Origin of the sequence: Paucibacter sp. TC2R-5, assembly GCF_025717605.1 — a bacterium.
GTDB classification, from domain to species: domain Bacteria; phylum Pseudomonadota; class Gammaproteobacteria; order Burkholderiales; family Burkholderiaceae_C; genus Paucibacter_A; species Paucibacter_A albus.
In genome coordinates, this window is sequence record NZ_JAJIRQ010000004.1 from 71,805 (window position 1) to 97,583 (window position 25,779).

At 63.2% G+C, this 25,779-nt stretch carries 21 protein-coding genes; 10 read left to right on the forward strand and 11 right to left on the reverse strand.

From position 1 onward, the window contains the following. Window positions 1–43 precede the first annotated feature (43 nt). Window positions 44–3,613 (reverse strand): indolepyruvate ferredoxin oxidoreductase family protein, encoded by a 3,570-nt coding sequence (locus LNV08_RS10305; protein ID WP_263533616.1) that lies wholly within the window; start codon window positions 3,611–3,613, stop codon window positions 44–46. Between the two features lie 288 nt (window positions 3,614–3,901). On the opposite strand from LNV08_RS10305, the gene LNV08_RS10310 reads away from it, so the two are divergent. From LNV08_RS10310 to LNV08_RS10320, 3 genes are all read left to right on the forward strand, one after another. Next, window positions 3,902–4,405 carry an Lrp/AsnC family transcriptional regulator gene (locus tag LNV08_RS10310; RefSeq protein ID WP_263534069.1) on the forward strand — a complete coding sequence of 168 codons (504 nt, stop codon included), beginning with the start codon at window positions 3,902–3,904 and terminating at the stop codon, window positions 4,403–4,405. 36 nt (window positions 4,406–4,441) lie between these two features. Then, complete coding sequence (locus tag LNV08_RS10315; RefSeq protein ID WP_263533617.1) at window positions 4,442–5,044, forward strand: hypothetical protein; 603 nt, start codon at window positions 4,442–4,444, stop codon at window positions 5,042–5,044. An 82-nt stretch (window positions 5,045–5,126) separates the two neighbouring features. Next, entirely contained in the window at window positions 5,127–5,738 is a 612-nt protein-coding gene (locus LNV08_RS10320) for a DUF1566 domain-containing protein (RefSeq protein ID WP_263533618.1), read from the forward strand. Between the two features lie 83 nt (window positions 5,739–5,821). Here the strand turns inward: LNV08_RS10320 and LNV08_RS10325 are convergent, their stop codons facing one another. Then, a complete protein-coding gene (locus LNV08_RS10325) occupies window positions 5,822–5,980 on the reverse strand; it encodes a DUF3149 domain-containing protein (protein ID WP_263533619.1) in 159 nt (52 codons plus the stop codon). Window positions 5,981–6,123: 143 nt separating this feature from the next. Between LNV08_RS10325 and LNV08_RS10330 the strand changes: the two genes are divergently transcribed. Together LNV08_RS10330 and arsA are read left to right on the forward strand one after the other, a co-directional pair. Next, the gene (locus LNV08_RS10330) at window positions 6,124–7,023 is read left to right on the forward strand and encodes an EamA family transporter (RefSeq protein WP_263533620.1); all 900 of its coding nucleotides are present in this window, start codon (window positions 6,124–6,126) and stop codon (window positions 7,021–7,023) included. 63 nt (window positions 7,024–7,086) lie between these two features. Then, the gene (arsA, locus tag LNV08_RS10335) at window positions 7,087–8,862 is read left to right on the forward strand and encodes an arsenical pump-driving ATPase (protein ID WP_263533621.1); all 1,776 of its coding nucleotides are present in this window, start codon (window positions 7,087–7,089) and stop codon (window positions 8,860–8,862) included. Window positions 8,863–8,895: 33 nt separating this feature from the next. Here arsA and LNV08_RS10340 read toward each other — a convergent pair whose 3' ends face one another. The 4 genes from LNV08_RS10340 to LNV08_RS10355 form a co-directional block, all read right to left on the reverse strand. Next, complete coding sequence (locus tag LNV08_RS10340; RefSeq protein ID WP_263533622.1) at window positions 8,896–9,816, reverse strand: VirK/YbjX family protein; 921 nt, start codon at window positions 9,814–9,816, stop codon at window positions 8,896–8,898. Window positions 9,817–10,114: 298 nt separating this feature from the next. Further along, a complete protein-coding gene (locus tag LNV08_RS10345; protein ID WP_263533623.1) occupies window positions 10,115–10,633 on the reverse strand; it encodes a tail fiber domain-containing protein in 519 nt (172 codons plus the stop codon). A gap of 112 nt (window positions 10,634–10,745) precedes the next feature. Then, a complete protein-coding gene (locus tag LNV08_RS10350; RefSeq protein ID WP_263533624.1) occupies window positions 10,746–11,552 on the reverse strand; it encodes a PEP-CTERM sorting domain-containing protein in 807 nt (268 codons plus the stop codon). 56 nt (window positions 11,553–11,608) lie between these two features. Then, on the reverse strand, window positions 11,609–12,427 hold the full coding sequence (locus LNV08_RS10355; RefSeq protein WP_263533625.1) for a PEP-CTERM sorting domain-containing protein: 819 nt from the start codon (window positions 12,425–12,427) through the stop codon (window positions 11,609–11,611). Window positions 12,428–12,695: 268 nt separating this feature from the next. On the opposite strand from LNV08_RS10355, the gene LNV08_RS10360 reads away from it, so the two are divergent. From LNV08_RS10360 to LNV08_RS10380, 5 genes are all read left to right on the forward strand, one after another. Then, on the forward strand, window positions 12,696–15,686 hold the full coding sequence (locus LNV08_RS10360; RefSeq protein ID WP_263533626.1) for an ATP-binding protein: 2,991 nt from the start codon (window positions 12,696–12,698) through the stop codon (window positions 15,684–15,686). A gap of 16 nt (window positions 15,687–15,702) precedes the next feature. Next, a complete protein-coding gene (locus LNV08_RS10365; RefSeq protein ID WP_263533627.1) occupies window positions 15,703–16,050 on the forward strand; it encodes an Hpt domain-containing protein in 348 nt (115 codons plus the stop codon). Further along, window positions 16,047–17,345 (forward strand): response regulator, encoded by a 1,299-nt coding sequence (locus tag LNV08_RS10370; RefSeq protein ID WP_263533628.1) that lies wholly within the window; start codon window positions 16,047–16,049, stop codon window positions 17,343–17,345. The genes LNV08_RS10365 and LNV08_RS10370 overlap by 4 nt, the downstream gene beginning before the upstream one ends. A gap of 39 nt (window positions 17,346–17,384) precedes the next feature. Next, entirely contained in the window at window positions 17,385–18,128 is a 744-nt protein-coding gene (locus LNV08_RS10375) for a hypothetical protein (RefSeq protein ID WP_263533629.1), read from the forward strand. A gap of 88 nt (window positions 18,129–18,216) precedes the next feature. Then, on the forward strand, window positions 18,217–18,390 hold the full coding sequence (locus LNV08_RS10380; protein ID WP_263533630.1) for a hypothetical protein: 174 nt from the start codon (window positions 18,217–18,219) through the stop codon (window positions 18,388–18,390). Window positions 18,391–18,421: 31 nt separating this feature from the next. Here the strand turns inward: LNV08_RS10380 and LNV08_RS10385 are convergent, their stop codons facing one another. From LNV08_RS10385 to LNV08_RS10405, 5 genes are all read right to left on the reverse strand, one after another. After that, window positions 18,422–19,198 carry a substrate-binding periplasmic protein gene (locus tag LNV08_RS10385; RefSeq protein WP_263533631.1) on the reverse strand — a complete coding sequence of 259 codons (777 nt, stop codon included), beginning with the start codon at window positions 19,196–19,198 and terminating at the stop codon, window positions 18,422–18,424. A gap of 81 nt (window positions 19,199–19,279) precedes the next feature. Continuing rightward, window positions 19,280–21,910 carry a TonB-dependent receptor gene (locus LNV08_RS10390; protein WP_263533632.1) on the reverse strand — a complete coding sequence of 877 codons (2,631 nt, stop codon included), beginning with the start codon at window positions 21,908–21,910 and terminating at the stop codon, window positions 19,280–19,282. Between the two features lie 111 nt (window positions 21,911–22,021). Beyond that, entirely contained in the window at window positions 22,022–23,305 is a 1,284-nt protein-coding gene (locus LNV08_RS10395; RefSeq protein WP_263533633.1) for an MFS transporter, read from the reverse strand. 3 nt (window positions 23,306–23,308) lie between these two features. Further along, window positions 23,309–24,253: a carbohydrate kinase family protein gene (locus LNV08_RS10400; RefSeq protein ID WP_263533634.1), complete on the reverse strand. Its 945-nt coding sequence runs from the start codon at window positions 24,251–24,253 to the stop codon at window positions 23,309–23,311. 88 nt (window positions 24,254–24,341) lie between these two features. Beyond that, window positions 24,342–25,592, reverse strand: a complete 1,251-nt coding sequence (locus LNV08_RS10405) for an ROK family transcriptional regulator (protein WP_263533635.1) — start codon at window positions 25,590–25,592, stop codon at window positions 24,342–24,344. Window positions 25,593–25,779: the final 187 nt, after the last annotated feature.

A 25,779-nucleotide genomic window follows, 5' to 3' on the forward strand; every position in this document is an offset into this window, starting at 1 on the left:
CTTGCGCGCTGCGGGTTTCCTTTTTACTTCATGCCGGCTCAGTTCAAGCAGCGGCCTTCCACTGCGCCATCAGCCCGTCCCACTTGCTGCGGGCCGCATGCACATGGCGCTCCTTGACATGGCCGTAACCGCGAATCTCCTCGGGGATGCGGGCAATCTCGGTAGCCAAGCTCAGGCGCTCAGTTGTCAAGCCCTTGGCCAGAATCGCTTCGATGCTGGCGCGGTACTCTTCAATCAAGGCGCGTTCCATCTTGCGCTCGGCTGTGTAGCCGAAGATGTCAAACGTGCCGCCGCGCAGGCCCTTGAACTTGGCCAGCAGGCCAAACGCAGGGCGGATCCAGCCGCCCATCTGCTGCTTGATCAACTCGCCCTTGGCGTTCTTCTTGGCCAAGAGTGGTGGCGCCAAATGATGGACCAGCTTGTAGTCGCCTTCGAACTGGCTGGCCACTTGATCCAGGAACTTCTGGTCGGTGTGCAGGCGCGCGACTTCGTACTCGTCCTTGTAGGCCATCAGCTTGAACAGATATCGGGCCACCGCCTCGGTCAGCTTGTTCGAGACGCCACCCAACTTGTCTTCGGCTGCGCGCACCTTCTCGACGAAGGCTTTGTAGCTCTCTGCATAGGCCGGGTCTTGGTAGTCAACCAAGAAGTCGATGCGCTTGGAGAACATCTCGTCCAGCGCTGGGCGCTTGACGATGTTGATGATCTGGCGCGCCTCGAACAGCGCCCGCACGGCAGCCAGATCCTGCGCGCAGTGACGGCCCCATTCAAAGGCGATCTTGTTGTTCTCGATCTGCACATTGTTCAGCTCGATCGCCCGCATCAGCGCCGCATAGCTCAAGGGCACGCGGCCTTGCTGCCAAGCATAGCCCAGCATCAGCGGGTTGGTGTAGAGCGAGTCGCCGACCAGCTTGACCGCTACTTCCTCAGCGTCAAACATGCCGACGCCGGCCTTGCCAACGGCCGCCGCCACGGCGCTCTCGCAAGCAGCGCCTGGGAATGACCAGTTAGCGTCATTGACCAGCGCGGCGGTCGGCGAGCCATGGGTGTTCAGGGCGACAAAGGTGCGGCCCTCGCGCATCACCGCCAGCGTGGTCTTGTTGGCGGCGACGATGGAGTCGCAAGCGATCACCAGGTCGGCTTCGGCCGTGCCGACCTTGGTGCAGTGGATCGCGTCTTCGCTATTGGCGATCTGGATATGGCTCCAAGTGCTGCCGCCCTTTTGCGCCAAACCGGCCGCGTCTTGGGTGATCACGCCCTTGCCTTCCAGGTGCGCGGCCATGCCCAGCAGCTGGCCGATGGTGATGACGCCGGTGCCGCCGACGCCGGCGACAACGATGCCCCAGGCTTTCTCGGGGTTAGGAATCAAAGGCAGGGGCAGGGCGCCCAAAGCGGCGTCGAAGGGGCTCAGGCGCTTGTCCTTCTTGGGCTTCTTGAGCTGGCCGCCTTCAACGGTGACGAAGCTCGGGCAAAAGCCCTTGACGCAGGAATAGTCCTTGTTGCAGCTGTTCTGGTTGATCTGGCGTTTGCGGCCGAAGTCGGTGTCCAGCGGCTCGATGCTCAGGCAGTTGGACTGCACCGAGCAATCGCCGCAGCCTTCGCAGACCAGGTCGTTGATCACAACGCGCTTGGCTGGATCGACCAGCTTGCCCCGCTTGCGGCGGCGGCGCTTTTCGGTCGCGCAGGTCTGGTCATAGATGATGGCCGAGGTGCCGACGATCTCGCGGAACTCGCGCTGGATCGCATCCAGCTCATCCCGGTGATGCACGGTCACGCCGGGCAGCAGCGCCACACCGTCGTACTTCTGCGGCTCATCCGTCACGATGCTGAGTTTGGCCACGCCTTCCGAGATCACGCTTTGCATGATTTGCAAGACGCTGTGGCCTTCCGCGCGCTCGCCCACTTGCTGGCCGCCGGTCATCGCGACCGCGTCGTTGTAGAGAATCTTGTAGGTGATGTTGACGCCGGCAGCGATCGACTGGCGGATCGCCAGGATGCCGCTGTGGAAGTAGGTGCCGTCGCCGAGGTTGGAGAAGATGTGCTTCTCGTCGGTGAAGGCCGACTGGCCTACCCATGGCACGCCTTCGCCGCCCATCTGCGTGAAGGTGGCGGTGTTGCGGCCGGGCATCCAGGTGACCATATAGTGGCAGCCGATGCCACCCACTGCACGCGAACCTTCGGGCACGCGGGTGGAAGTGTTGTGTGGGCAGCCGCTGCAGAACCACGGCGTGCGGTCGGCACCGGCGGCTGTTTTTTCCTCGGCCTTGAGGGCATTCTCTTTGGCGTCAATGATGGCGACGCGGGCGTCCAAACGTGCCATCACATCGGCGTCGACGCCGAGCTTTTTGAGGCGTTTGGCGATTGCGCGGGCGATGATGGCCGGCGTCAGATCGGCCTGTGGGCGTAAGAGCCAGTTCTTGCTCGGGCTGGCCATGCCCCATTCGCCGCCCAGGGCACCCGAATCGGCGTCGTCATCGAACTTGCCCAGCACATGCGGGCGCACATCTGGTCGCCAGTTGTAGAGCTGCTCTTTGATTTGATACTCGATGACCTGGCGCTTTTCTTCCACCACCAGAATCTCTTGCAGGCCGTCGGCAAAGTCGCGCGTGATCGTCGCCTCTAATGGCCAAACCACATTGACCTTGTGGACGCGGATACCGAGCCGGCGGCAGGTGTCGTCGTCCAGGCCCAGGTCGTGCAAGGCCTGGCGGGTGTCGTTATAGGCCTTGCCGGAGGCGATCAGACCAAAGCGATCCTGTTGGGTCGAGATCACGTTGTAGTTGAGCTTGTTGGCGCGCACATAGGCCAGGGCGGCGTACCACTTGTGGTCCATCATCCGTGCTTCTTGCTCCAGCGGCGCGTCGGGCCAGCGGATGTGAAGGCCGCCGGCCGGCATGGGGAAGTCCTCCGGCATGATGATCTTGACGCGGTCCGGGTCGACGCTGACCGAGGCCCCCGATTCGACGATTTCCTGAATCGTCTTCATGCCCGACCACAGACCCGAAAAGCGGCTCATCGCGAACGCGTGTACACCCATGTCCAGGATGCCTTGCACGCTGCTCGGGAAGAAGACCGGGAAGCCGGCCGCCTTGAAGACGTGGTCGCTCTGGTGGGCGGCGGTGGAACTCTTGGCGATATGGTCATCGGCGGCGATCGCGATCACGCCGCCATGCTTGGAGGTGCCGGCCATATTGGCATGCTTGAAGACGTCGATGCTGCGGTCCACACCCGGGCCCTTGCCGTACCAGATGCCGAACACGCCGTCGAACTTGGCCTTCTCGGGGAACAGGTCGAGTTGCTGCGAGCCCCACACCGCAGTGGCGCCAAGTTCCTCGTTGACGCCGGGCTGGAACACGATGTGCTGCTTGGCCAGATGCTTTTTGGCTGATTGCAGCGCCTGGTCATAACCACCCAGTGGCGAGCCCCGGTAGCCGGATATGAAACCGGCGGTGTTGAGGCCGGCCAGCGCGTCGCGTGTGCGTTGCAGCATCGGCAGGCGCACAAGGGCCTGCACCCCGCTCATGAACGCGCGACCGGAGTCCAGCGCGTATTTGTCGTCCAGCGTGACTTTTTCTAGCGCGCGCAGGATGTGATCGGGCAAGGGTGCATTCATGGTGGTGTCGCTTGTCTCTTGGTTTGGGGCAGGGCTGGCGCAGGTCGCTTGTGGCGACTTCGCCCCCAACGGGTATGGGCAGTATTACCGGGTAGGGCAGTGTAGGGAAAGCGCGGCGTCAGGTGCTTGCTTTTTGCTGTTGCATTTTTGATTCAAGCGCAATAATCATGCTGTAAACATCAAAAGGAGTGCAGATTGGCATCTCGAAAGCCGGAAACAGGGCATGGCCGGGCGAAAGCCTTGGCCAAAACAGCGCTGAACATTGCGCCGTCGGCGGCTGGCAGCCCAATGCTGGATGGCGAAGGCGCCGGTGGCGACACCCTGGATCGCTTCCACATCGCCATCCTGGCCGAGCTGCAACGCGATGCGCGCTTGTCGAATGCCGAGCTGTCGGCGCGCATTGGCCTGTCCACCGCGCCGACCTGGCGGCGGGTGCGTTGGCTGGAAGAGCAGGGCTTCATCACCGGCTACCGCGCCGAGATCGACCGCCGCAAGATCGGCCTGGGCGTGCTGGCCTTTGTGCGTTTGGACGCCGATCGCAACACGGGCGCCTCGACCAAGCCGCTGGAAGATGCGATCCGGCAGTTGCCCGAGGTGATCTCCTGCCACTACATCTCGGGCGCCGGCACCTTCGAGCTGCAGGTCTTGGCGACCGACCTCGATGCCTTCAGCCGCTTTACCATCGACACCTTGTTGAATCTGCCTAACGTCAAAGATGTACACACCAGTTTTTCGCTTGGCGAGGTGAAGGCCAGTGGCGGTGTGCCCTTGGCGCATCTGGGTGGCGGCTGAGGTCGCAACTGTGTTTATGCTTAAAAAGGAATGCCTATGTTCGTGACCTCACTAGGGGCCAAGGATTTGGAGGCGATGCCGAGGCTTGCGTGGTTAAAGAAAGGTTCCCGCTGGGCGGGCGCCCTCTTGCTTTTGTCACTGTTCTTGATCCTCGGGCCTCTGCATTTGAAGGAGCCCTGGAACTTCGTTTCCTACTTTGGGGCTTATTTCAGCGGCGTCGTTTTGCTGCTGCGCGTGTATACCTTGCCCGCCAAGCAATGGTGGACGAAGCTGATCAAGATCCTTGTGCTTCTGCTGATGGGCCTGATCTTGCTGGTGCTTACTTTTGTGATTCCTTTGTCACTTTCCCTCATGGCGACACCGGGCAGGATCCAAGACATAGATTGCGGCCCTTCGCTGGAATGCCGCGTGTACCACCGGGGTGCTTTCGGAAAATACTGGCAAGACCTGGTCCAGCGTCAGCGATACCTGGGCTTCATCTATGTGGAAACGCCATTGACGCAGTTTGACCGTGAGGTCGTCAACAGCTTGCGTTTCGATGCGCAGGCGCAAGGCCTGATTCTGGAGGTGGAGGAATATGGGCAGGCGCCGCGCACGGTGAATATTGCTTTGCCTCTGCCGGCCCGGGCGGTTCAGTGATCCGCGGCTCAGCTTTTCAGCGGCCTATTCGGGTATCAAGCGCTACATTTGAAGCCCAAGACCTTGCCTTTGCTGCCCGCCCATGGAACTCCTGAAACCAACTTGGATGAGCGCTGTCGCAGCGGCAGCAGCAGCGATCGCTGTCTGGGCGAGCCCTGCAGCCTGGGCCGCCCAGCCTGAAGCGCCAGCAAACTGGGCGCCGTCGGAAGATGGCGCTGCTGTGATCGACACAGCGACTCAGCAGATCTGGCAGCGCTGTGTGGCCGGGATGCAGTGGACGGGCAAGACCTGTGTTGGCGAGGCCCTCTTGATGACGCGTGCCGAGGCCGGCGCATGGGCCCTTAGCGCGGCCAAGGCTGAGGGCCTGAGTTGGCGCCTACCCCGGGTGCCTGAGTTGAAGCGACTGGCGGCACATTCAGCCCATTCGGCCCCTGCGGGCGAGCGAGCCGGCGCGCAGCAGGCACTCTTCCCGGCGGCGCCCAGCGGCTGGTATTGGTCTGTCACGGTCAGCATCAACACCACGCCCGTCAACCAATACGACTATGCCAATATCGCCCGAGGCCGGACGAACGAGAACGCCGACCGGCTGTCCGTCCGCCAAGGCTGGGCCGTCAACTTGGCCAGTGGCGAAGCGCGGGCCGACACCGACAAGCAGCGCAAGCTGGCCGTGCGCCTTGTGCGCTCAGCGCCCTGAGGGACGCAGTGTTGAGCGGTGGACGCCTCGCCACCGTCCCTGCATCGCACCGCGCGGAGGGTGGCGGGAACTAGGCATTTAGCTCAATGCCTTGGGCTTTGGGCTGCGGCGCGGGCTTCGTCCGCATGCATATGGGTGATGAAGTAGCGCACAAAGAAGGCGCCCATGCCGAGCACGATGCCTATGGTGGCGACGCTGAAAAGACCGACATCGCTGCTGAAGAGATCCATGAAGAGTTTCATCTGTGCGCCTTGGGGTTTGAAGGTGTGAACTGATTGGATGCCTCAGCGCGTGCCGCGTCTCTGACTTGGCGCAAGCTTTTTGCAGGCCTTGCGCTCTGACGAAAACTTTGGGCATGGCGTCGGCTAGCCCTCAGAATTCGCGCATGAGTTCAAGTGCCCGTCTACCTTTCAAGCATTTTTTGTTGGCCTTGGCCGTGGTGGCCATCTGGGGCAGTAACTTCGTCGTCATACGGCTCGGGCTGAACGCCTTGCCGCCGCTGCTGTTCGCAACTCTGAGATTCAGCTTCGCGGTATTGCCGGCGATCTTCTTCCTCAAGAAACCCGATCTGCCCTGGCGCCATCTGGCCAGCTACGGGCTTTTGATCGGCGTTGGCCAGTTCGGCCTGTTGTTCTTGGCCATGCGCAGCAATATCTCGCCCGGCCTGGCCTCCTTGGTGATACAGACACAAGTCTTCTTCACGCTGATGCTGTCGATGCGGCTGAACAAGGAAGGCGTGCAGGGCTATCAATGGTTGGCCTTGGCTCTGGCGGCCGGCGGCATCGGGTTGATTGCCAGCCATACGGACGGCAGCGCTACGCCGCTGGGGCTGGTGATGATTCTGGCCGCCGCCTTCAGCTGGGCCTGCGCGAATATGCTCGGCAAGAAAGCCGGCCGGGTCAATATGCTGGCCTATATGGTCTGGACCAGCGTCTTCGCCGTGCCGCCTTTGCTGGTGCTGTCTTTGATTGTCGAAGGGCCGGCGGCGATGTCCGCCGGCTTGGCCCGGGCTGACGCGACGACCTGGGCCGCCGTGCTCTGGCAAGCCGTCGGCAACACCTTGTTCGGCTATGCCGCCTGGGGTTGGCTGCTGGCTCGCCACGCGCCGGCCACTGTTGTGCCCATGGCCTTGCTGGTGCCGGTGTTCGGCATGAGCACGGCGGCCTTGGTGCTGGGCGAGAGCCTGCCGGCCTGGAAGCTGATCGCAGCCGGCCTGGTGTTGAGTGGCCTGGCGCTGAATCTGCTGTGGCCGCTGCGGCCGTGGCGGGTTCGCGCCGTACATTGATCTAAAGCAGGCGGCGCTCATTGGCTGGGATTTGGCGGGCGGGCTGGAGATTAGGATGGAGCGATGAACTCCTCATACCCACTCGCCTTGCTCAAGCACCCGCCCCGCTACTTGTTCTTCACCGGCAAGGGCGGCGTGGGCAAGACTTCTTGCTCGACGGCGGTGGCGCTGGCCTTGGCGGACAGCGGGCTGCGGGTCCTGCTGGTCAGCACCGACGCGGCCTCCAATTTGGACGAGATGCTGAACGTGCCGCTGCGCAACCACCCGGTGGCTGTGCCCGGCGCTTTGGGTTTGTCGGTCTTGAATATCGACCCGAATCAAGCCGCCGAGGAATACCGCCTGCGGGTGCTGGCTCAGTTGGCAGTTGACGTTAGCGAGTCCGAGCGAGGCACGGTGCGCGAACAGTTGTCGGGCGCCTGCACGACCGAGATTGCCGCTTTTGACGAGTTCGCGACGCTGCTGGCCGAGCCGCCGGCGGACTTTGATCACATCATTTTTGATACCGCGCCAACCGGTCATACGCTGCGCTTGCTGAGCCTGCCCAAGGCCTGGAGCGGATTCCTGGCCGACAACGACCGAGGTGCTTCCTGCTTGGGTCCGCATTCGGGCCTGAAGATGCAAGAGCAGCGCTTTCAAGCGGCCTTGGCCGCCCTGACCGACCCGGCCTTGACCGAGGTGGTGCTGGTGACGCGGGCCGAGGTGGCGGCCTTGGCCGAGGCCGGCCGCACATCTGCGGAGCTGCGCGAACTGGGTTTGAACCGTCAACGCTTGCTGGTCAATGGTGTATTCAAGGCCAGCGATCGAAGCGATGCAGTCGCGCTGGCGCTGGAGGCGCAAGCTGAAACCTCGCTCGCGGCGATGCCGGCGGCCTTGCGCGAGTTGCCGCGTGACCAAGTGCCGCTGCGCTCTTTCGACACCGTGGGTTTGGTGGCCTTGCGTGGCTTGTTGAGTGAGTCGCCCGTTGGCCATCCGACTTCAGCCGCTTTGTCGCCTCCCGCTCAACTCGACGCCGCCAGCCTGGGCGTGCTCTGCGATGACTTGGCTGCCGCCGGCCATGGCCTGATCATGGTGATGGGCAAGGGCGGCGTCGGCAAGACCACAATCGCGGCGGCGCTGGCCATTGGCCTAGTGCAGCGCGGCCATGCGGTGCACCTGACCACCACCGATCCGGCCGCCCATGTGCTGCCGACCGTGCACGGCGATTTGGCCGGGCTGCGCGTCGACTGCATAGACCCCAAGCGCGAAACCGAGATGTACATCGCCAAGATCATGGCGGCGCGTGGGCGCACGCTTGACGATGCTGGGCGCGCGCTCTTGCTGGAGGACTTGCAATCACCTTGCACCGAGGAGGTCGCGGTGTTTCATGCCTTCTCGCGCGTGGTCAGCGAAGCGCGCAGCGCCTTTGTGGTGATGGACACCGCGCCGACGGGCCACTCGCTGCTCCTGATGGACGCCACCGGCGCCTACCACCGCCAGATGATGCGCGAGTTCGAGGGCCGCAACTCGGCGGGCAGGGTACTGACGCCGCTGATGCGGCTGCAAGACCCGCATCACACCCGCATCATCATTGCGACGCTGGCCGAGCAGACGCCGGTGTCGCAGGCGGCGGCGCTGCAAGACGATCTCAAACGCGCCGGCATCACGCCGTTTGCCTGGGTCATCAACCGCAGCCTGCTGGCCGCTGGCGCGCGTGACCCTTTGCTAACGGCTCGGCTGATCGGTGAGCAGCGCCAGGTGCAACGCATCCGGGCCGGCCTGGCCGAGCGGCTCTATGTATTGCCTTGGTCGGCCACACCGCCGGTGGGCGTGGCGGCCTTGGCGGGTTTGACGGCCTCGTGAATCGCCGCAGCTCGTGAGTGCAAGCAAACGGCTTCAGTTCGCGTGCTCGTGCGTATGCGTATGCACCGTTTGAGCTTGCAGGCCGTTGCTCAAGGCATGGGCCAGCGCGAGCAAGGTATCAAAGCGCTTGCGAGCCTCGGAACGCTTCTTCGAGGCGATCGCAGTCAGGTCGGGCGGGCTCAGCGGCTCGCAGCTCAATTGATAGTCGCCGTCCGCGCGTTGTCGCGCCCCCATTTCTTTCCATAGGCTGTTGTAGTCGGCAAAAATCTTGCCCTTGCGCGCAGCGCTTCGATGGGCGAGGTTGGCGTTGCCAACCAGCAATAGCTGGCGACAACCATAGCCATGACCTAAATGTGCCAGCAGTCGCAGCATCAGGCATTTGGGACGCAGGCCATGGAAGTCTTGAGTGGCTTGGCGGATGTGTTGGAGGCCGTCTTCGCCCTGCGGCCCTTGCATGCAGCCTATGCCCAGCGCCAGCTGGGTGCCCTCGCGGAAGAAAGAAAACGCCGCCGAGTAGATCAGCGTCTCGCCTTGCACCAGGCGCAGCACCAGTTCGCCTTCACGTTCGAGTGGCGCGATCGCCGACAACTCAATGCCGTAGCTCGCGCCGCTTTTGCCCTCGACTTGGGCCAGTAGCACTGCTTGCTGCGCGGCGCGCACGACCAAGGGGGCCAGGCCTTGACTGAAGATGAAGTGGTAATGCGCCTGCAGCAAAGCCAACCTTTGGCTGCAGTTCAGGGTGTTGCTCAGGTAGGGGCGGTAGATCTTCAAGACCAAGCTCGGCTTGTGCTTGACCAGCTCGCTGAAGGGTGAGTGGGCATTCAGCAACTGCAACCAGGCGGAAGTGGCCGGCCGGTTGGCGAAAGCTCGCCAGCCGATCTTGATGCTTTCACGTAAACGGGGCAGGCCTTGCCTTCCGCTCAGGCCCGAATTGAGGGTGATGGTTTGCGACAAAGTGGGGTCTTCAGCGTGGCGGTGGACGGCCGCGGATGGAGCAGCTGGTGCGATGGAGGTCTAGGACGCGAGGGGCAAGACTTCTTGCTGGTCTGTGGCCCCAAGGTAATGAATTGTAAATCTTTGTGTTTTGGTAAAACTGCCTTGACACCCCCTCTGATGGGGGGTGTCGGGCGGCAAATCGTCACGATTCAAGGCATGTTTCGCGTCAGCTCCAGCTCCAGCACCAGCTGGGCCATGCAGCCCATACTGAAGAGCGACCCGGGCCAAGCGGAGTTCCGGCGCGTCCCCATCCCGGCTAACGCCGCTGGGCTGCGACCCATTGTTCGAGCGTGACAAGTTCAAGCCCGAGGCGCTGATAATCCACCGCGAGATGCCCGTCCGGGGCCACCGTCACGGCCTCAGGTACCGCCACCGCAACTTCTTGAGCCAGCACGCCGACATAGACGGTGTCGCTCCAGACGTAGCGATAGGCGTACAGGCCCAGTCCCGCAGGTGTGCGCTCCAGCAAGCTGATGTCTTGCTTCAGGCCTTGGTCTGAAAGCCAATACCAGCATGCGCGAACGGGGCCGGCGTAGCTGCTATTGCTGCCCCAAAAACCGTTGGGCGACTTGCGCGGCGATTTGAGCTCGGCTTGGGCGGCATTTTTGTGCTTTGTGATCTGTAGCCGAGCTTGGTTTGAATGCCCGCCAGTTGCCGAGGCTTGCCAAGCTTCGGCCGAGCGCGGCTCGCCGGCGGCTTTTGCGGTGCCGGTGACGGCTGCCGCCAGAAGGCAAAGCAATGTGGCGCAATGCCTCAGGGTAAGGGTCGTTTCCATAGGGAGTCCTTGTTGTTCAGTGGTCTATCAGCGCGGGGCGACGGGGCGACAAATTGGCGAAAGTGCGAGACGCCTCGCGCTTGAAGGCCGATCGCCGCCTGGGCTGCCAATCTCAGCCGCGCCGCCGATGAATCGCGCCAGCGCCGATGGCCAGCAAGCCCAGCCCCATCAAGGCCCAGGTGCCGGGCTCGGGCACGGCTGTGATGTTGTAGGTGATGTCCTGCTCAAAGGTCCACTGGCCCGCAAACGGGCCGGTCGGCGAAGAATTGACCGTCCAGCGCACTTGATGATTGCCTGCGGACAGTCCCTCCATCGCGATCAGGTAGCCATCCGAAATGGCCGGGAAGATGCCGGCAGGCCAGCCGCCCAGATTGTCTGCGCCGACATGCAGCGGGAACAAGTCGGTTGATTGGCGGAATTGGCCCAGCGACGAATAGCCGGCTGGCAGCAAGGCGGGCGCGCCGTCGACGGTGATTGACATGCTGTTGATCGTGCCCAATACATGGCCGGCTATGAAGCGAAGGTCAGCTTCGGTTTCGTTAGCGTCGGGCCAGCCGGTCACGACCTGAAGATTCAGCAGCAGGGTCTGGTCAGGGCGCACAGTCACGTTGCGAACAACCGGGGTCGCGTTGAAGGAGCCTGGCAGAAAGAAATACCCACCTTGGTCGCCGAGCTGTGTGTTGGCGCCGGGCCCGTCGAGGAGGGGGTTGGTTGCGGCTGGAATCGAGATCCACCATTGGCTGAACTGGGCTAATCTGAAGCGCTGGTCGTAGCCGGCGACGAGGGCGTCGGGCGCGATCAGCTGCTGTGCCAGCGAGGGGCCGGCCGCGATGGCAAGCAGGGCGGCCGCAGCCAGCGGCAGCAGTTGGCGCCCGACGCCGTGAGCTGCGTGGCCATGTTGTGTTGCTAAGTTTGTCATGTCGTACATCCTTTGAATTGAGGTTCGAAGATGGTTCTCGGCCTGCGCCGCCAAGCTCAAGCGCGCCGGCGGTGCAGCGTGCCGGCGCCGATGGCCAGCAGGCCCAGGCCCATCAAGGCCCAAGTGCCTGGCTCGGGCACGGCGGTGATGTTGTAGGTGACGTCGTACGAGGTCGGCGGGCCACCGGCGTAGGGGCCGGTGGAGACAAAGGTCGAGGTGAAGCGCAGCTGATGTTGGCCGGCAGTCAGACCCTCCAAGGCAAAGGTGTAGCCCAAGGTGACGGCCGGAAAAATGCCCGGTGGATAGCCCCACATGGTGTCAATAATGCCGCCGGGTGGCAGGCTCAGCGGAAACAAGGGGCTGGCTTGCAGGAACGGATTTCGCGAGCCGGGGTCATTGGACAATAGGTCCGCACCATCAACCGTCACCGTCAGACTGCTGACGTCGCCAAGTGCGTAGGCGGCATGTGTGCGCATATCCGCCTCGGTGAAGACCTGGGCATCCGCCCAGTAGAGGATGGTGACCGGGCTGAACACCAGCGTTTGATCTGTGCGCACGGTCACATTGCGGACCACGGGAGCTTGTGAAAACGTGGAGGCTAGAAAGAAGTAGCTGCCATGATCGCCTTGCGCGGTATGGGCGCCGGTCATGTCCAGTATGGGGTTGGTCGCCGCGGGGATGGAGAACTCCCATTGCGCCATCTGGGCCGACAGGAAGCTCTGGCTGTAGCCGCCAACCATGGCGTTGGGTGCGATCATTTGCTGCGCCCGCAATGGCGCAGCCGAGATGGCGAGCAGGGCCGCCGCGGCCAACGGCAGCAGTTGCCGCACCAGGCTAGGGGCGGCTTGGCGATGTGAAGCGTGTTGGTGTGACATTTTATTCATCCCTTGAATCTGGGCTTGAGGGTTGGCGGCAGCGTGCACTGCCTCGGGCACGGCGAAGTTCGTTTGCCGTGATGCCAATGTCCTACTTGGCCGGCGCGTCGTACTTAAAGCGTCTGAAACGGCACTTAAAAATTCTTAAAGTTTGCGGCCAGCGTTCAGATGCCGTGCTTTGGATCCCTATGATCGGCAGCGCTGTGTCCGGGAGTTAGTCTCCGCGCCAGCTTCTCAGTCCGCCAAGATTTCCGAGGAGTAGCCCGCCATGCCAATGGACTCTGCCAGTCTCGATGTGCCAGCAGCGCCGGCCACAGCTTTGGCGCCAGCGCCTGCCGGCCCTAACGATGCGCTGCGCTGGAAGGTGCTCTTGCTCGCCTTTTGCCTGATTTGCGGCGGCCTGCGTTTGTGGGCCTTGGCCTACATCGATCGCAGCGTCGTGGCCGAGGCTGCGGGTGGGATGGGGGCGGAGTTCAATTGGAAGTTCAAGGGCTTGCTGTGGATGAACGAGGTGGTGAGCGTTGAGCCCGACTCGGACTTGGCCCGTCAAGGGGTACGGCCGGGCGACCGTATCTCCTATGACCTGCCGGCAGACACCTGGCGATACAAGGGCATCGGGGAGCCGATCGCGGTCACGATCGAGTCGCAGGGTCAGCTCCGGCACCTGACTGTGCTGACCATTCCAGACCCAGGCCGCATAACGCCGCTTGCCGTGGCGGCCTTGCTGGGTGACTGGATCGACAGTTGTATGGCCCTGCTCGTCGCAACGATCTTGGCTTGGCGCGGCGCGGCAAACAAGCCGATACGCGCGCTTTCAATCGCGCTGGCCATCTACAGTGTGGTTGGCATGACCCAAGGTTTGCCGGGAGGCATGGTGCAAAACCTACTTTCCGTATTCAGCATGAACGTTCTGTTCGTGCTGAGTACGGGGGCTTACCTGTATTTCGCCATCACGTTTGGGGATAGACAAAATCGACTGTCACAGACGTGGGTGCACAGAGGTTTTGTCGTGCTGATGGGCTTGGGCTTGATCATTGCTCTGTTTGATGCGGGCTTGCTGCTGCGTTGGTGGCCGCTGCCGGCTGAATGGAAGCGTTTCAGTGAAACCTTGACGAACAACTATGCAGCGTTCATCAACGTGATCTCCTTGACCTTCCTGTTTTCGACATGGCGCCGAGCCGCAGGGGCCGAACGATATCGTGCCGCATGGGTAGGTATCTGCGTGGGCCTATTGCTCTTGAGCGGCATGGTGTTCGGCGTGGCGTCGGCGCTCATAGTGCGAACTTTTGAGAATGAATTCATGGTCAGGCTGGCCCAGGTCGGCTTGGACATTGTCGCCATGCTTGGCCTCGCCTACGCCGTCCTGCGCCACCGTGTCTTCGGCTTCGGTTTCGCGCTCAACCGCGCCTTGGTCTGGGGCCTAGTGCTAGCGGTCCTGCTGGCCGGGGTGGCCTTGCTGCGCCTGCTGGGTGCGCGCTGGCCCGTGCTGGCCGACCCCAGGGTGGCAGCCGGCGTGACCGTGCCGCTGGCGCTGCTGTTCGCAGGCGCCGTGCCGCGCTTGCGCGGCTGGGCCGACGGTGTCGTGCAGCAACTCTTCTTCAGCAATTGGCGCAACCGGGAGGAGCAGCTCTGGATGGCCGCGCGGTCGGCCGCCACCCTGCAGGGGCAGGACGCGCTGTTGCAGCATTACCTGGCTGCGATCGGCGGCTTTGCCGACGGCGCACGGGCGGCGGTGTATCGCGTCGGCGCCGAGCAATGCGAACGCTTGGCCTCGACGGCAGCCTCGGCAGCCAGCGCGCCCGAGCTGCCCGTTGACCTGACGCTGACGCCAGCTGATCTGCGCGGCATCCTCGCCCACCGCCTGCCGGCCGCGCTGGCAGCGCTGGTCGGTGTGGACGGCCTGGCCATTCCAATCAAACACCGCGAGCTTTTGAGCGGATTCTTGTTGTTGAATACAAGGCCGGATGCGGCGCCGTATCGACCCGACGAGGTGCGCGCCTTGGCCCGCGCTACCGAGATGATGCAAGAGGATTTGCAGGCCGATGCTGGGCGCTCGCAAGCGCAGCTGCTGGAGCAAAAGCTGGCCGCCGAGTTGGCCGCGCGCGAGGCGGCGCAATCGGCCAATGCGGCCAAGAGTGCGTTCTTGGCGACCGTCAGCCACGAGATCCGCACGCCTATGAATGGGGTGATAGGCATGAGCGGCCTCTTGCTCAGCTCGACTCTCAGCGAGGAGCAGCGCGACAACGCGCAAACCATCCGCGACTCGGCCGAAGCCCTGCTAACCATCATCAACGACGTGCTCGATTTCTCCAAGATCGAGGCCGGCAAGATGGAGCTGGAGGCGCAGCCTTTTGACCTACGCGAATGCGTGCGGCTGGCGCTTGACCTCGTCAGCGTACGTGCCGGCCAAAAGGGTTTGCGCCTGAGCTGCCATATCGGCGCGGAGGTGCCAGTGGCCGTGGTCGGCGATGCAGCGCACCTGCGCCAGATCCTGCTCAATTTGCTCAGCAATGCGGTCAAGTTCACCGATGCCGGTGAGGTGGCACTCTGCGTGACGGCGCCACGCAGCGGGCGGCTGGCGTTTGAGGTTCGCGACACCGGCATCGGCCTGAGCGAGGCCGGCCGCGCGCGGCTGTTTCAACGCTTCAGCCAAGCCGACAGCAGCATCAGCAGCCGCTACGGCGGCACCGGCCTGGGCCTGGCCATCAGCCGCCAGCTTGCCGAGCTGATGGGTGGAGCGATGGGTGTGGAGAGTGCGGGGCTCGGCCAGGGTTGCCGTTTTCATTTCGAGATCGACGCGCCGGCCGCCGACGCCGCCTTGTTGCCCCAGCGCAGCGCCGCGCCACCCAGGGCGCTGGACCCGCAGATGGCAGCGCGCCATCCGCTGCGCATTCTCTTGGCCGAAGACAACGGTGTGAACCAGAAGTTGGCGCTGCGCCTGCTGGAGCAGATGGGCTACCGGGCCGATCTGGCTGGCAATGGGCGCGAGGCGCTGGACTGCGTGGCGCGCCAGCCCTATGACCTGGTGTTGATGGATGTGCGCATGCCGGTGATGGACGGGCTGGAGGCGACCCGCGCCATCACGGCGCGCTGGGCGGCCGGGCAGCGCCCGCGCATCGTCGCGATGACGGCCAACGCCCTCAACGGCGACCGGCCACAATGCCTCAGTGCTGGCATGGATGAGCACTTGAGCAAGCCTTTGCGCGTCGAGGCTTTGATCGCCGAGCTGAGCGCTACAGCCCGTAGAGTTGATGCGTAATGTCGAGATGAGAGCCATGAACCCGCCCTTGATAGATCCGCTAGTTTTCGAAGCCCTGCAGGCCAATGCCGGCGCCGATTTCGTGCTGCAACTTATCGAAGCTTTCGCCGAGGAGGCACCGCTGTTGGCGCAGCAATTGCGCGAGGCGGCGGCTGCCGGCGACAGCGCTCAGTTCGAGACCATCGCGCACAGCTTGAAGAGCAATGGTGTGACCTTTGGTGCCGCGCGCTTGGCTGAGCTGGCCGGCCGCTTGGAGTGGCAAGGCTTGGCGACGGGTGGCGCGGCCACAAGCGCGGCGATCGATGAATTGACGGCCGAGATTGCTGCCGCCTTGCTGGCCCTGCAAGCGGCTGCGCGCGCATGAACGGCGGCCCTGCTTCGAGACTGGTGTTCCGCCATATTGAGCTGCGCCTGGACGAGCGCCGCGTGCTGGTCGATGGCCAAACCGTCGCCTTGGGCAGCCGCAGCTTTGATCTGCTCAAGGCTTTGGTCAACAAGCGCGAACGCGTCGTCAGCAAGGAGGAGTTGCTCGACGAGGTGTGGCCAGGCCTGGTCGTCGAGGAAAACAATCTGCAGGTGCAGATCTCGGGCCTGCGCCGTGTGCTGGGCGCGTCCGCGATCGCGACGGTGCCGGCCCTGGGCTACCAATTCACGCTGCCTTTGGGGCCGGCCGAAACTGCAGATACTGCCGAAACAGCAGACGCTAGCGAAAAGAGGCAACAAGCCCAACAGGCGCAACATAAGACGCCGGCTTTGGCGGGCAGCCTGTCCGCGCGCGTGCTGGTGGCCGATGACAACCGGGTCAATCGGCTGCTGCTGTGCCGCTCGCTGGAGCTGATGGGGCATCAGGTCAGCGCAGCCGCCAATGGTCGCGCGGCGCTCGACTTGCTCAGGCAGCAGCCTTTTGACCTGCTGCTGCTCGACCTCGCGATGCCCGAGTTGGATGGATTTGGTTTGCTGCAAGAGCGGGCCGGTGACGCGGCGCTGCGCGAGGTGGCGGTGATCGTGACCAGCGCCTTGGGCGGCGTGGCGCCGGTGGCGCGCTGCATCGAGCTGGGGGTGGAGGACTTTCTGCACAAGCCGGTCGATCCCTGGCTGCTCAAGGCGCGGGTCGATGCCAGCTTGAACGCCAAGCTGCAACGCGACAGCCAGCGCGCCGCGCTGCGCCGCTTGATGCCCGGCGGCCCCAGCGAAGCCCGCAGCTTGCCCGATGTGACGGTGTTGGTCGTCGGTCTGCATGGCTTGGCCGCGCTGGAGTTCTTGCCCGAACAGATGCAAGAACTGCTTAGCGACTGGTGCACGCTGATGTTTGACGCTGTCGAGGGGCGCGCTGGCGAGGTGGCGCAGTTTTGCGGCGATAGCCTGATGGCTTTGTTTCGCACGCCGCAGGCGGCTGTATTGGCGGCGCAGGACATAGGCGAGCTGATGGGCGCATTCAATGAAGAACGGCTGGCCGCCGGTTTGGCGGCTGTCAGCTCGGGCTGCGGCCTGGCGCGCGGTCAGATCCTGGCCTGCACAGCGGCCGCCAGCAGTCGCGCGGCCTATGCCTGCATAGGTACACCGGTGGCGCAGGCGCAGCGGCTGGCGCGAGCCAGCGGGGAGGGCGGCCAGGGCTTTTTGATGGATGAAGCGGTGCGGGCCGGGCTGGCTGATCAATGAGGCGGCCGCGAGCCAGGATTTGGCGGGTATGCTGATGCAATGAAGATTCAGCCTGCATGGGCCTCGGCGCTGGCCTTGTTCGCGCTCTCGTCAGTGGCGGTCGACGTGCTTGCCGAGGCTGGCGGTTCCAGCGCCGCTCAGCAAAACCTCTGGGTCGAAGTGCGCTGGGTGGACAGCGCGCTCAGCGGCGCGGCGCTGTCTGCGGTGCGCGAGGGCTCGGTCGTGGTGGGCACGGCCGGTTCGGTGTCGGCGCGGGGCAGCGTTGGCTTCAACACGCAGCGGCGTGATGATCAGCAGGTGCAGCGCCTCTTGGTGCTCAACGGCCATCAAGCCTCGGTGCAGCTGACCGAATCGACGCCGGTGCAGTGGGTGGATTTCGCTGTGCCCTTCAATGCCGGGGGCGGCGCAGGTGGGGCTGTGCCTTTGCCGGCGGCGGGCGCTGGGGCGAACTCGAACCCAGGCTGGGCCATGCCGCGTAACGGTGTAACCGAGCAGACTCAGGGTTTCACTGTCACGCCCCATTGGCCGGGCGGCCAGCAAGCGGTGCGGGTGGAGTTGCGCGCGCAGGGAACGAGCGGCTCCGGCTCGCTGCTGCAAGGCCAGACTCAAACTCAGACGCAGGCACAAGTCATCAGCACCGTTTCGGTGAGTCTGGGTCAATGGCTGACCGTAGCGCGCAGCGGCGCGGCCACCCAGCGTCAAGAGCGCGGCGTCATCAGCAGCCGCAGCGCCGAGACACAGAGCACGCGCGAGCTGCAGCTGCGGGTGGATTTGGCGCCTTGAAAAACAAGCGTGGCGCTTGGCCGGCTTCGAGCAGCTATGCTCAGCCACCGGTCGCGCGGGTCGCGAAGTCAATCGTTAGGACTGCCCCATGACCCTTTGCCCAATCGCTATCGCCGTCGGATGCCGCAAATGCCCGATCTTCAAGCTCTGCCCGGTTAAGGGTTTGATTGGCGATATGGGGGATTCGGGGGACACCCCCGCCGCCCCTGAAAAGCCCAAGGCCGCTGCCAAGAAGACCAGCGCCGCCAAAAAGAAGGCTTAGCCGCTGTTGCTGCCGCAGCTTTTCCCCTGCGCTACTGCATGCCGTAATTGCGCCTGATCTGCTTGAGCACACCGCGTGCTTCAAGGCGCTCGGCGGCGGCGTCGAGCAGCGAGACATCGGCCTCGGGCACGGTCTTCTTGTTGAACATCATGTGGACCGGCGCGTGCGAGATGTTGTGGGGCAGCGGGGTCAGGTCCATTTTGAGCCGTGCCGCTTCGGTCAGCAGCGTGGCGTGGTCGGCCATGATCAGCTCGCCGCGTTCCTTGCTCAGCATGACCAGGCCTTGCGCGAAGCCCTCGAAGGTGGAGCTGAGCTTGGCCTCGCGCAGCCGGACTATGTATTGCTCGTAGGCCGGCCCGAACCAACCCGAATTCAGGCTCAAGAGGGTGATGCGGCGATTCAGCACATCTTCAAAACCACGCACATCGCGGTAGCGCTCCAGCTTGGCCGGCAAGGTAAAGAAGCTGACCGTTTCGTTGCGATAGGGCTTTGAGAACCAAGCATATTCACGCCGCTCCGGCGTATCGGACGAGCCCGGGATCATGTCGAGCTCGCCGGCCATGAACATGGCCAAGCGGCGCTTGCGCGGCACTTCCTCGCCGATCTCCAGCTTGCAGCCGGCCTCTTTGAAGATGGCCTGCATGATCTCGACATCACCGCCGACGGCGGAGCCGAGATCGCCGGCGTAGAAGTAGGGCGGCCAGGCCATCATGGCCACCCGCACCGGCTTGGAGCAGGCCTGTGCCGCAGGGGTCCACAGGCCCAGCATCGAGAGGGCAAGGGCAGATGCAGCGGCGGCAAACTTCATGCTTGTGATCCTCACGCCATGTGTCGGTCATTCCTGCACCGATTTTGCGCTTGAATCGCCGCCCTCAAAGCCCAAAGCTCATCAATAGTCGATGCCAACCCTCAGGCCATACATGCGTGGGTCGTTCCACATCGCCCGCACAAAGCCACCGCCGTCCTGGGCCGAGTTCTTGGTGTACTTGTTGGTGGCGTTGAAGACATAGACCTCGGCATACCAGCTCTTGGGCGCCGACAGCTTGATCGAGGCGTCGATCTTGGTGAAGGCTTTTTGCGCATCCGAGATATGCGGGTTGTCGAGGTTGCGCAGGGTGAAGTACATCTTGTCCTGCCACTTCAGGGCCAACCAAGGTGTCACCGAATAGCCGTCACCGAAATCGAATTTCTGCGAGAAGTTGACGCCCAGGCTGTACTTGGGTGAGAAGGGCAGGTGGTTGCCGGTGATGTCATAGATATTGCGGCCAATCAGATTCGGGTCGGTGCCCTCGTTCGCCGGCGGGCAGTCCGGTGCGCCCATCTCGTGGCGGTAGTCGCAGTTCCAGGTGTCGCTGAAGTTAGGAAAGTCTTTCACCTTGGAGTTGATGTAGGTGAAGAAGCCGCCGATTCGCCCGCCTGCCCATGGCTTGTAGTCGAACTCCAACTCCAGGCCGGGGATATCGACCTTGCCGACGTTGATGGTCTGGTACTTCTTAACCAGGTCGCAGTCAAAGGTATTGGGCGTGCAGCCGGCTTCGGGCTTGACCTTGGCCGAGAAGAACTCGTCTGTGACCTGCATGTCCTTGTAGCGGCTGAAAAACGCCGTGGCGGAAATGCTCAGGCGGTTGCTCAGCATCAGCCCCTTGTAGCCGAACTCCAGGTTGGTGACGGTCTCGGGCTTGTAGGGGAAGAAGGTGTACTGGGGCGACGGGCCTTCAACGCAAGTCTTGTCACCGCAGCGGTCGTCCTTGTCACCGAAGCCACCGGCCTTGTAGCCGGTCGACAAGGAGCTATAGACCATGTCCTTGGGTGTGATCTGCGTCATCAGCCCTAAGCGATAGGTGAACTTGCGCCAGGATTCGGAGTGGTCGTTCTGCGCTGGATCGCCCCAGTGCGAATAGGCGCCGGTGCCGGCGAAGGGGCCCATGGCATTGGTCAAATTGGCACTGTTGTGCGGGCGGAACTCGGGCGTGCCGGGGTGGCCTGGGTCGAAGTGGCCGTTGTAATAGGCGTCGCTATCGTCGGCCCAGCCGCCGAAGACCTTGCCGCCTTGGTCGGTCTTGCTATCCCAGCTGTAGCGCCCGCCGACGGTGGCCGTCCAGGTCGGTGCAAACTTCCAGTCCATCTGGCCGAACAAGGCCTTGGCATCGATCTGGCGATTCGGCTGGTTGTAGAACTGGCTGTTGGGCAAGCCCCAGTTGTTGTTGGTCAAGAATTCCTGTGCGTAGTCAATGGCATTCTTCTCGCGCATCCAGAATCCGCCGACCACGTATTGCAAGGTGTCGGTTCTTTGCTTGTATTGCAGCTCCTGGACCAGGGACTTGTAGCGGGAGTTCAGCGTGATCGAGGAGTTGTCTTGCACCGGCCAAACGCCGGGCTGCAGGCCTTCGGCGGTCCACTCAGCCGTGACCTGGCTGGACAGGCGGTGATAACCCGCATCATCATCGGTCTGCTGGCTGCGCCGCTGATCGGCATAGGCAAAGTTGTATTCCAGGCTGCTGGACTTGGACAGATTCCAGTTCAGGCCTCCGCGCACGGTGTCGATCGACATATCGATCTTGCCGGGTAAATTGACATTGACGTCCCATTGGCTGCCTGGGCAGGCAAAGCGCGTGCCGGCGGCTTGAGCGCAGTCTTTCAGCGCGATCTCGCCAGCGCCGGAGTTCTGGAATTTTTCATAGCTCAGCGAAGCCTCGAAGTCGGGGGTGACTCTCCAGCGGCCGGACAGGCGACCCGCCCATTGGTCCTTGTTGTTGTAGGCTTCGGCCTTGCTGACCGGCGTGTTGCGGCGCTGGTCCACATCGGGGATGCCGTCTTTGTGGAAGCCATGCTCGGGCATGTCGATATCGGTCTTGTCCTGCGTCTGGTTCAACCAGCTGTCGCGGGTCAGATGCATCAGCGTGGCGCGCAGCGCGAAGTTCTCGCCGATGCCGATGTTCTGGATCACATTGAGCTGGCGCTTGTTCAAATTGCCCAGGTCCAGCTCGGCGCTGCCGTAGCTTGCGCCGTACTCGGGCTTGGCCGGCATGATGTTGATGGCGCCGGCCGTGGAGTTACGGCCGAACAAAGTGCCCTGCGGGCCGCGCAGCACTTCGACCTGCTCCAGGTCGAACATCAAAGCCATCGCACCCTGCGGGCGTGGCGAATACAGGCCGCCCACATGCAGGCCAACTGCCGGGTCGCCGATCTCGGTGAAGTTGTTCGAGCTGATGCCGCGGATGGCGATCTGCACGCCGGAGTCGGCGCCGGTCGAGAACTGCAAATTGGGCACCGTGCCGGCCAGGCCGCGCACATCGGTGACGCCTTCGCGGGTCAGCCGGTCCTGCGTGATCGCCGTGACGGCGACCGGCGTTTGCAGCAGGCTGGAGCTGACGCGTGTGGCGGTCACCACCACCGTTTCCAGCTCGTTCTTGTTCTGTGCAGGCTGCGCAGTCTGTGCGTTCGCATGCTGGGCAATGCAGCCCAATGCCGCTGTAGCCAATGCCGTCAAGGCCAGGCGGGAGGGGTGGCTATTCTTCATTGAAGTCTCCTGAAAAAATTCAAAGTGTTTGAGGACAGGCGAAGGCGGCTATGCCTTGGCGGCACGGGACGGGCAAGAGTCAGGGAAAGAAAACGAAAATCAGGGCGAAAATCAGGGCGGGTTCTGGGCAGGCGATGCCGCCGGACGGCGGCGGCTGCTCAAGAGCTCGGTCAGTCGGACGGTCTTGTTAGCGACCAGGGGGCGGGCCCAAAAGGCCACGCTCAGGATGTAGGCCAGCGAGATGAAAACGCTGCTCATCGCCAGGCGCAGACCTATCACTTCGCCCAACTGCCCGACCAGCATGGGCAGCACCGCACCACCCAAGATGCCGGTGCACAAGATGCCGGAGAAGGCGCCGTGATGCATGGGCACCGAATTCAAGGCCAGGGAAAACAGCACCGAGAACATCACCGAGAGGCAAAATCCCGCCGCCGGAAAGGCCCACAAGGCCGTGGCCGCCGGCCCGTAGAGTGCTGCGGCCACGCAGGCCATCGCCCCCAGCACGAACAGCATCAGCACCCGGCGCGAATCCATCAGTTTGAGCAGCAAGAGGCCAAGCAGGCAGCCCAGCGACATCAGGCCCCAGAACTGCCCGACCGCATCGGCGCCTTCGGCCGTGGCGGACAAGCCATGTTGGCTGCTGAGGAACTGCGACATCCAGTTGGCCAGTGTCTGCTCGGTGCCCACATAGGCGACGATGGCGAGGAAGTAGAGCCAGACATCGGCGCGCGACAAGAGTTCGCGGTAGGCCTTCATGCCGCCCATGCGCTCGTCATCTTTCAGATCCACGGTCGGCAAGGGTAGGCGCTGGTTGAGCAGCAGCAGGGCCACGAAGGCGGCGACAAAAGCCCAGTAGAAATCGACCCACACCAGGCCGCCGGGCGCAGTCACCGGGCGCGTCATCATCCACTGAAAGACCCAGGGGCTGATGAAGGAGGCCAGGCCGAACACCAATTGGCCCATCACAGAGAAGAAGGCGAAATTTGCCTCGCCGCCTGCGGTGCGCATCAGCGGGTTGATGACGACTTGCAGCAGCGCCATCCCCAGCCCAATGACGAACAGGCCGCCGATCACGACGGCAAATACCGGCTGCACGGCGATCGCCAGCGCACCGATCAGATTCAGCGCAAAGGCCAGCATCAAGGTGAACCTAGCGCCCCGGCGTTCGACCAGGATGCCGCCCGGAATCGACACCAAACCGTAGGCCAAAAAGAAGGAGAAGGGCAGGAAGCCCGCCATGCCCAAGCTGAGCTTGAAATCCTGGATCAGCACCGGCATCAGCGGCCCGATCAAGTTGGTCACGAAGGAGATCGCGAACCAGATGACCAGTATGTAGATCACGATGCCATAACGCTGCGCCATATTGCTCATCTTGTCGCTCACCTTCTTGCTCAACAATTAAGCCGGCAGTGCCAGCAGATCACTGAATTCACCCGGCTTGATGGTCTGGCGCGGAAAGCGCGAGAGCACCGCCGTGGCGATACTGCAGGCACTGGACAGCGCTTGCGCAAGCGAGGCACCTTGCAAGAGCGCCGCCAGATAGCCGGCATTGAAACTGTCGCCCGCGCCTATGGTGTCAAACACATCGGCAGCCTGCGTGGCCTGACTCAGCTGCTGCGTCCCTTGGCATGCCAGGGCGCCGCGTGCGCCGGCTTTGACGACCAGGGTGGCCTCGGGGCGCAGCCAGGTCTGCAGCAGGGGCATGGCCTGGGCGACCTCGTCGACGTCGGCCAATTTGCAGACCTCCAGCTCATTGAGCAGCAGGTGATCGCATTGGCTCAGCCAGCCCCGGACCTCGGCGCGAACGGCCGGTGTCCAGCCTTCGCTGGGCCAGCCGGTGTCCAGGGCCACTTGGTAGCCCCGCGCGCGCAGCTCGCTCAGCAGCGTGGCGTAATGGGCGCGCAGGCCCGGCAGCAAAAACACGCCAGTCAGCAGCGCCAAACTGCCCGGCACGGCCTCGGGCAGTTGACTGAGCACCTGTTCCAGCGTCAGTGCCGCCAGATGCCCCTCGGTGGTGAAGAAATTGCGTTCGCTGCAACTGTGCATCAGGCCGACCGACACCGTCGATGCGCAAGGGCAGACAGCGAGGCGTGCATCGACGCCGTGGAACTGCGCGCTCAGCCAGCGGCCGAAGTCATCATTGCCCACGGCAGACACCAGCCGAGCCGGCACGCCGAGATGGCGCAAGGCCAGCACGGCATTGCCGGCCGAGCCACCTGCGCGCAACTCGCTGCGCGGCAGGATCAGCTCGGTGCCGATTTGTGGCCATTGTTCGAGCATGCCCATGACGAGGTCGACGCCGACATCGCCTATGACACAAATAAAAGGGTTGTTGCGTTCCATGGGGGCGACTATAGGGCGCCATTTATCTCCGTGTCAATAAATAAAACCAATGGATGTGTTTATTTATTTGCAGGTGCGTTGGCGGCCTTTATCCGCCCCAGCGCCCCCCGCTGCGGTGCCCCAGCAGCTCCGCCACATCGGTATCGGGCCGCCTGTCCTGCTGTACCGTTTCCAGCCGGGGAGAGAGCATTTCGTAGATCGGCAGCACGGCCGCGCCGAGGATGGAGCTGTCTCCTTGATGCTTGGACAGCAGCAGGCGCAGCTGCGGGTCGCTGACGCCGCCGCGCACCGAGCGGCGCAGGGGAAGTGCTGCGGCCATGAGGCGTTCGACCAGCGCCTTGGGTGCGGCGCCGCCGATGATGATGGCGCCGGGGTCGAGCATGTTTTCAATCATGCAAATGGCGTCCCGCAGGCGTTCGCCGGCCTGGCGGCACCAGGCGTTGACGGTTTCGTCGCTGCTGTCTTCCAGCCGCGCCAGCAACTCGGGCGAATGCAGTTGCGGGTCTTCAATGCCCAGTGCTTCGGCCAGCGCATGCATGGAGACATAGCGTTCCAGGCAGCCCGAATTGCCGCAGTAGCAGGGCAGGCCGCCCGGCACCACCGGCACATGGCCGAGCTCGGTTGCATTGCCGTTGGAGCCTCGGTAGGCCGTCCGATTGACGACCAGCGCCCCGCCCAGACCCAGACCCAGGTGGAGGTAGAAAAAGTTATCCAGCGATTTGGCGACCCCGAACAGCGTCTCGCCCAGGGCGCCGGCCACGCTGTCCACGCTATAGAACAGGGGCAGGCGGACCGCCTCGCGGAGCTCGTCCAGCAAAGACAAATCTGCCCAGCCCTCCATGGCCGTAGGCCCAAGAAAGCTGATGTCGGTGGCCCCCAGGGGCCCGGGCAGCGCGACGCCTATGCCCCATAGGCGCTCTCTGGCCCCTTTGCGCAGCTGCGTCACCTGGGTCAGCATGGTGGCCAGCAGCTGTTGCCGGTGGCTGGTGTTGACCGCAGTTTCGGTGCGCTCCAGCACGTCTCCGACCAGGTTGACTCTTGCCGCCGATACGCGCCCGGGCTCCAGACTGATGCCGATGGCATGCCCGCCTTCGGGGTTCAGCTCGAAGGCCATTGGGGGCTGGCCCCGCAATTTGTCGCCTTTTTGGCGGCGCGACACGATCAGGCCTATCGACTCCAGGTCATTGGTGATGTTGACCACGGTCTGCGGGCTGAGCGAGACCATATCGGTGATGTCTTTGCGCGAGGCAGCGCCTTGCTGCCGAATGAAATCCAGCACCACGCGCCGGTTATAGGGCGCGCTCGATTGTTGGGTGGCGCCACGGCCGATATTTCGCATGAATGAGGTCCTGATCAGCTAGGGCAAATGATATGGCAGGGCTACCTGCAGCCGCCTTCAATGGCCGGCTTCGTTTTGCAATTATCTTATTACTTCTAGTGGTTGTATGTATTGACGAATGAAAAACTGCTTGCTATGGTTGCCCGCGACCGGTCGATTGTCGGCCCACTCAATTCTGCTCAGCGAG

Coding starts and splice junctions, on each gene's coding strand:
- LNV08_RS10305 (WP_263533616.1), bottom strand. CDS start 3,613: ATGAATGCACCCTTGCCCGATCACATCCTGCGCGCGCTAGAAAAAGTC.
- LNV08_RS10310 (WP_263534069.1), top strand. CDS start 3,902: ATGCTGGATGGCGAAGGCGCCGGTGGCGACACCCTGGATCGCTTCCAC.
- LNV08_RS10315 (WP_263533617.1), top strand. CDS start 4,442: ATGTTCGTGACCTCACTAGGGGCCAAGGATTTGGAGGCGATGCCGAGG.
- LNV08_RS10320 (WP_263533618.1), top strand. CDS start 5,127: ATGGAACTCCTGAAACCAACTTGGATGAGCGCTGTCGCAGCGGCAGCA.
- LNV08_RS10325 (WP_263533619.1), bottom strand. CDS start 5,980: ATGAAACTCTTCATGGATCTCTTCAGCAGCGATGTCGGTCTTTTCAGC.
- LNV08_RS10330 (WP_263533620.1), top strand. CDS start 6,124: ATGAGTTCAAGTGCCCGTCTACCTTTCAAGCATTTTTTGTTGGCCTTG.
- arsA (WP_263533621.1), top strand. CDS start 7,087: ATGAACTCCTCATACCCACTCGCCTTGCTCAAGCACCCGCCCCGCTAC.
- LNV08_RS10345 (WP_263533623.1), bottom strand. CDS start 10,633: ATGGAAACGACCCTTACCCTGAGGCATTGCGCCACATTGCTTTGCCTT.
- LNV08_RS10350 (WP_263533624.1), bottom strand. CDS start 11,552: ATGACAAACTTAGCAACACAACATGGCCACGCAGCTCACGGCGTCGGG.
- LNV08_RS10355 (WP_263533625.1), bottom strand. CDS start 12,427: ATGTCACACCAACACGCTTCACATCGCCAAGCCGCCCCTAGCCTGGTG.
- LNV08_RS10360 (WP_263533626.1), top strand. CDS start 12,696: ATGCCAATGGACTCTGCCAGTCTCGATGTGCCAGCAGCGCCGGCCACA.
- LNV08_RS10365 (WP_263533627.1), top strand. CDS start 15,703: ATGAACCCGCCCTTGATAGATCCGCTAGTTTTCGAAGCCCTGCAGGCC.
- LNV08_RS10370 (WP_263533628.1), top strand. CDS start 16,047: ATGAACGGCGGCCCTGCTTCGAGACTGGTGTTCCGCCATATTGAGCTG.
- LNV08_RS10375 (WP_263533629.1), top strand. CDS start 17,385: ATGAAGATTCAGCCTGCATGGGCCTCGGCGCTGGCCTTGTTCGCGCTC.
- LNV08_RS10380 (WP_263533630.1), top strand. CDS start 18,217: ATGACCCTTTGCCCAATCGCTATCGCCGTCGGATGCCGCAAATGCCCG.
- LNV08_RS10385 (WP_263533631.1), bottom strand. CDS start 19,198: ATGAAGTTTGCCGCCGCTGCATCTGCCCTTGCCCTCTCGATGCTGGGC.
- LNV08_RS10390 (WP_263533632.1), bottom strand. CDS start 21,910: ATGAAGAATAGCCACCCCTCCCGCCTGGCCTTGACGGCATTGGCTACA.
- LNV08_RS10400 (WP_263533634.1), bottom strand. CDS start 24,253: ATGGAACGCAACAACCCTTTTATTTGTGTCATAGGCGATGTCGGCGTC.
- LNV08_RS10405 (WP_263533635.1), bottom strand. CDS start 25,592: ATGCGAAATATCGGCCGTGGCGCCACCCAACAATCGAGCGCGCCCTAT.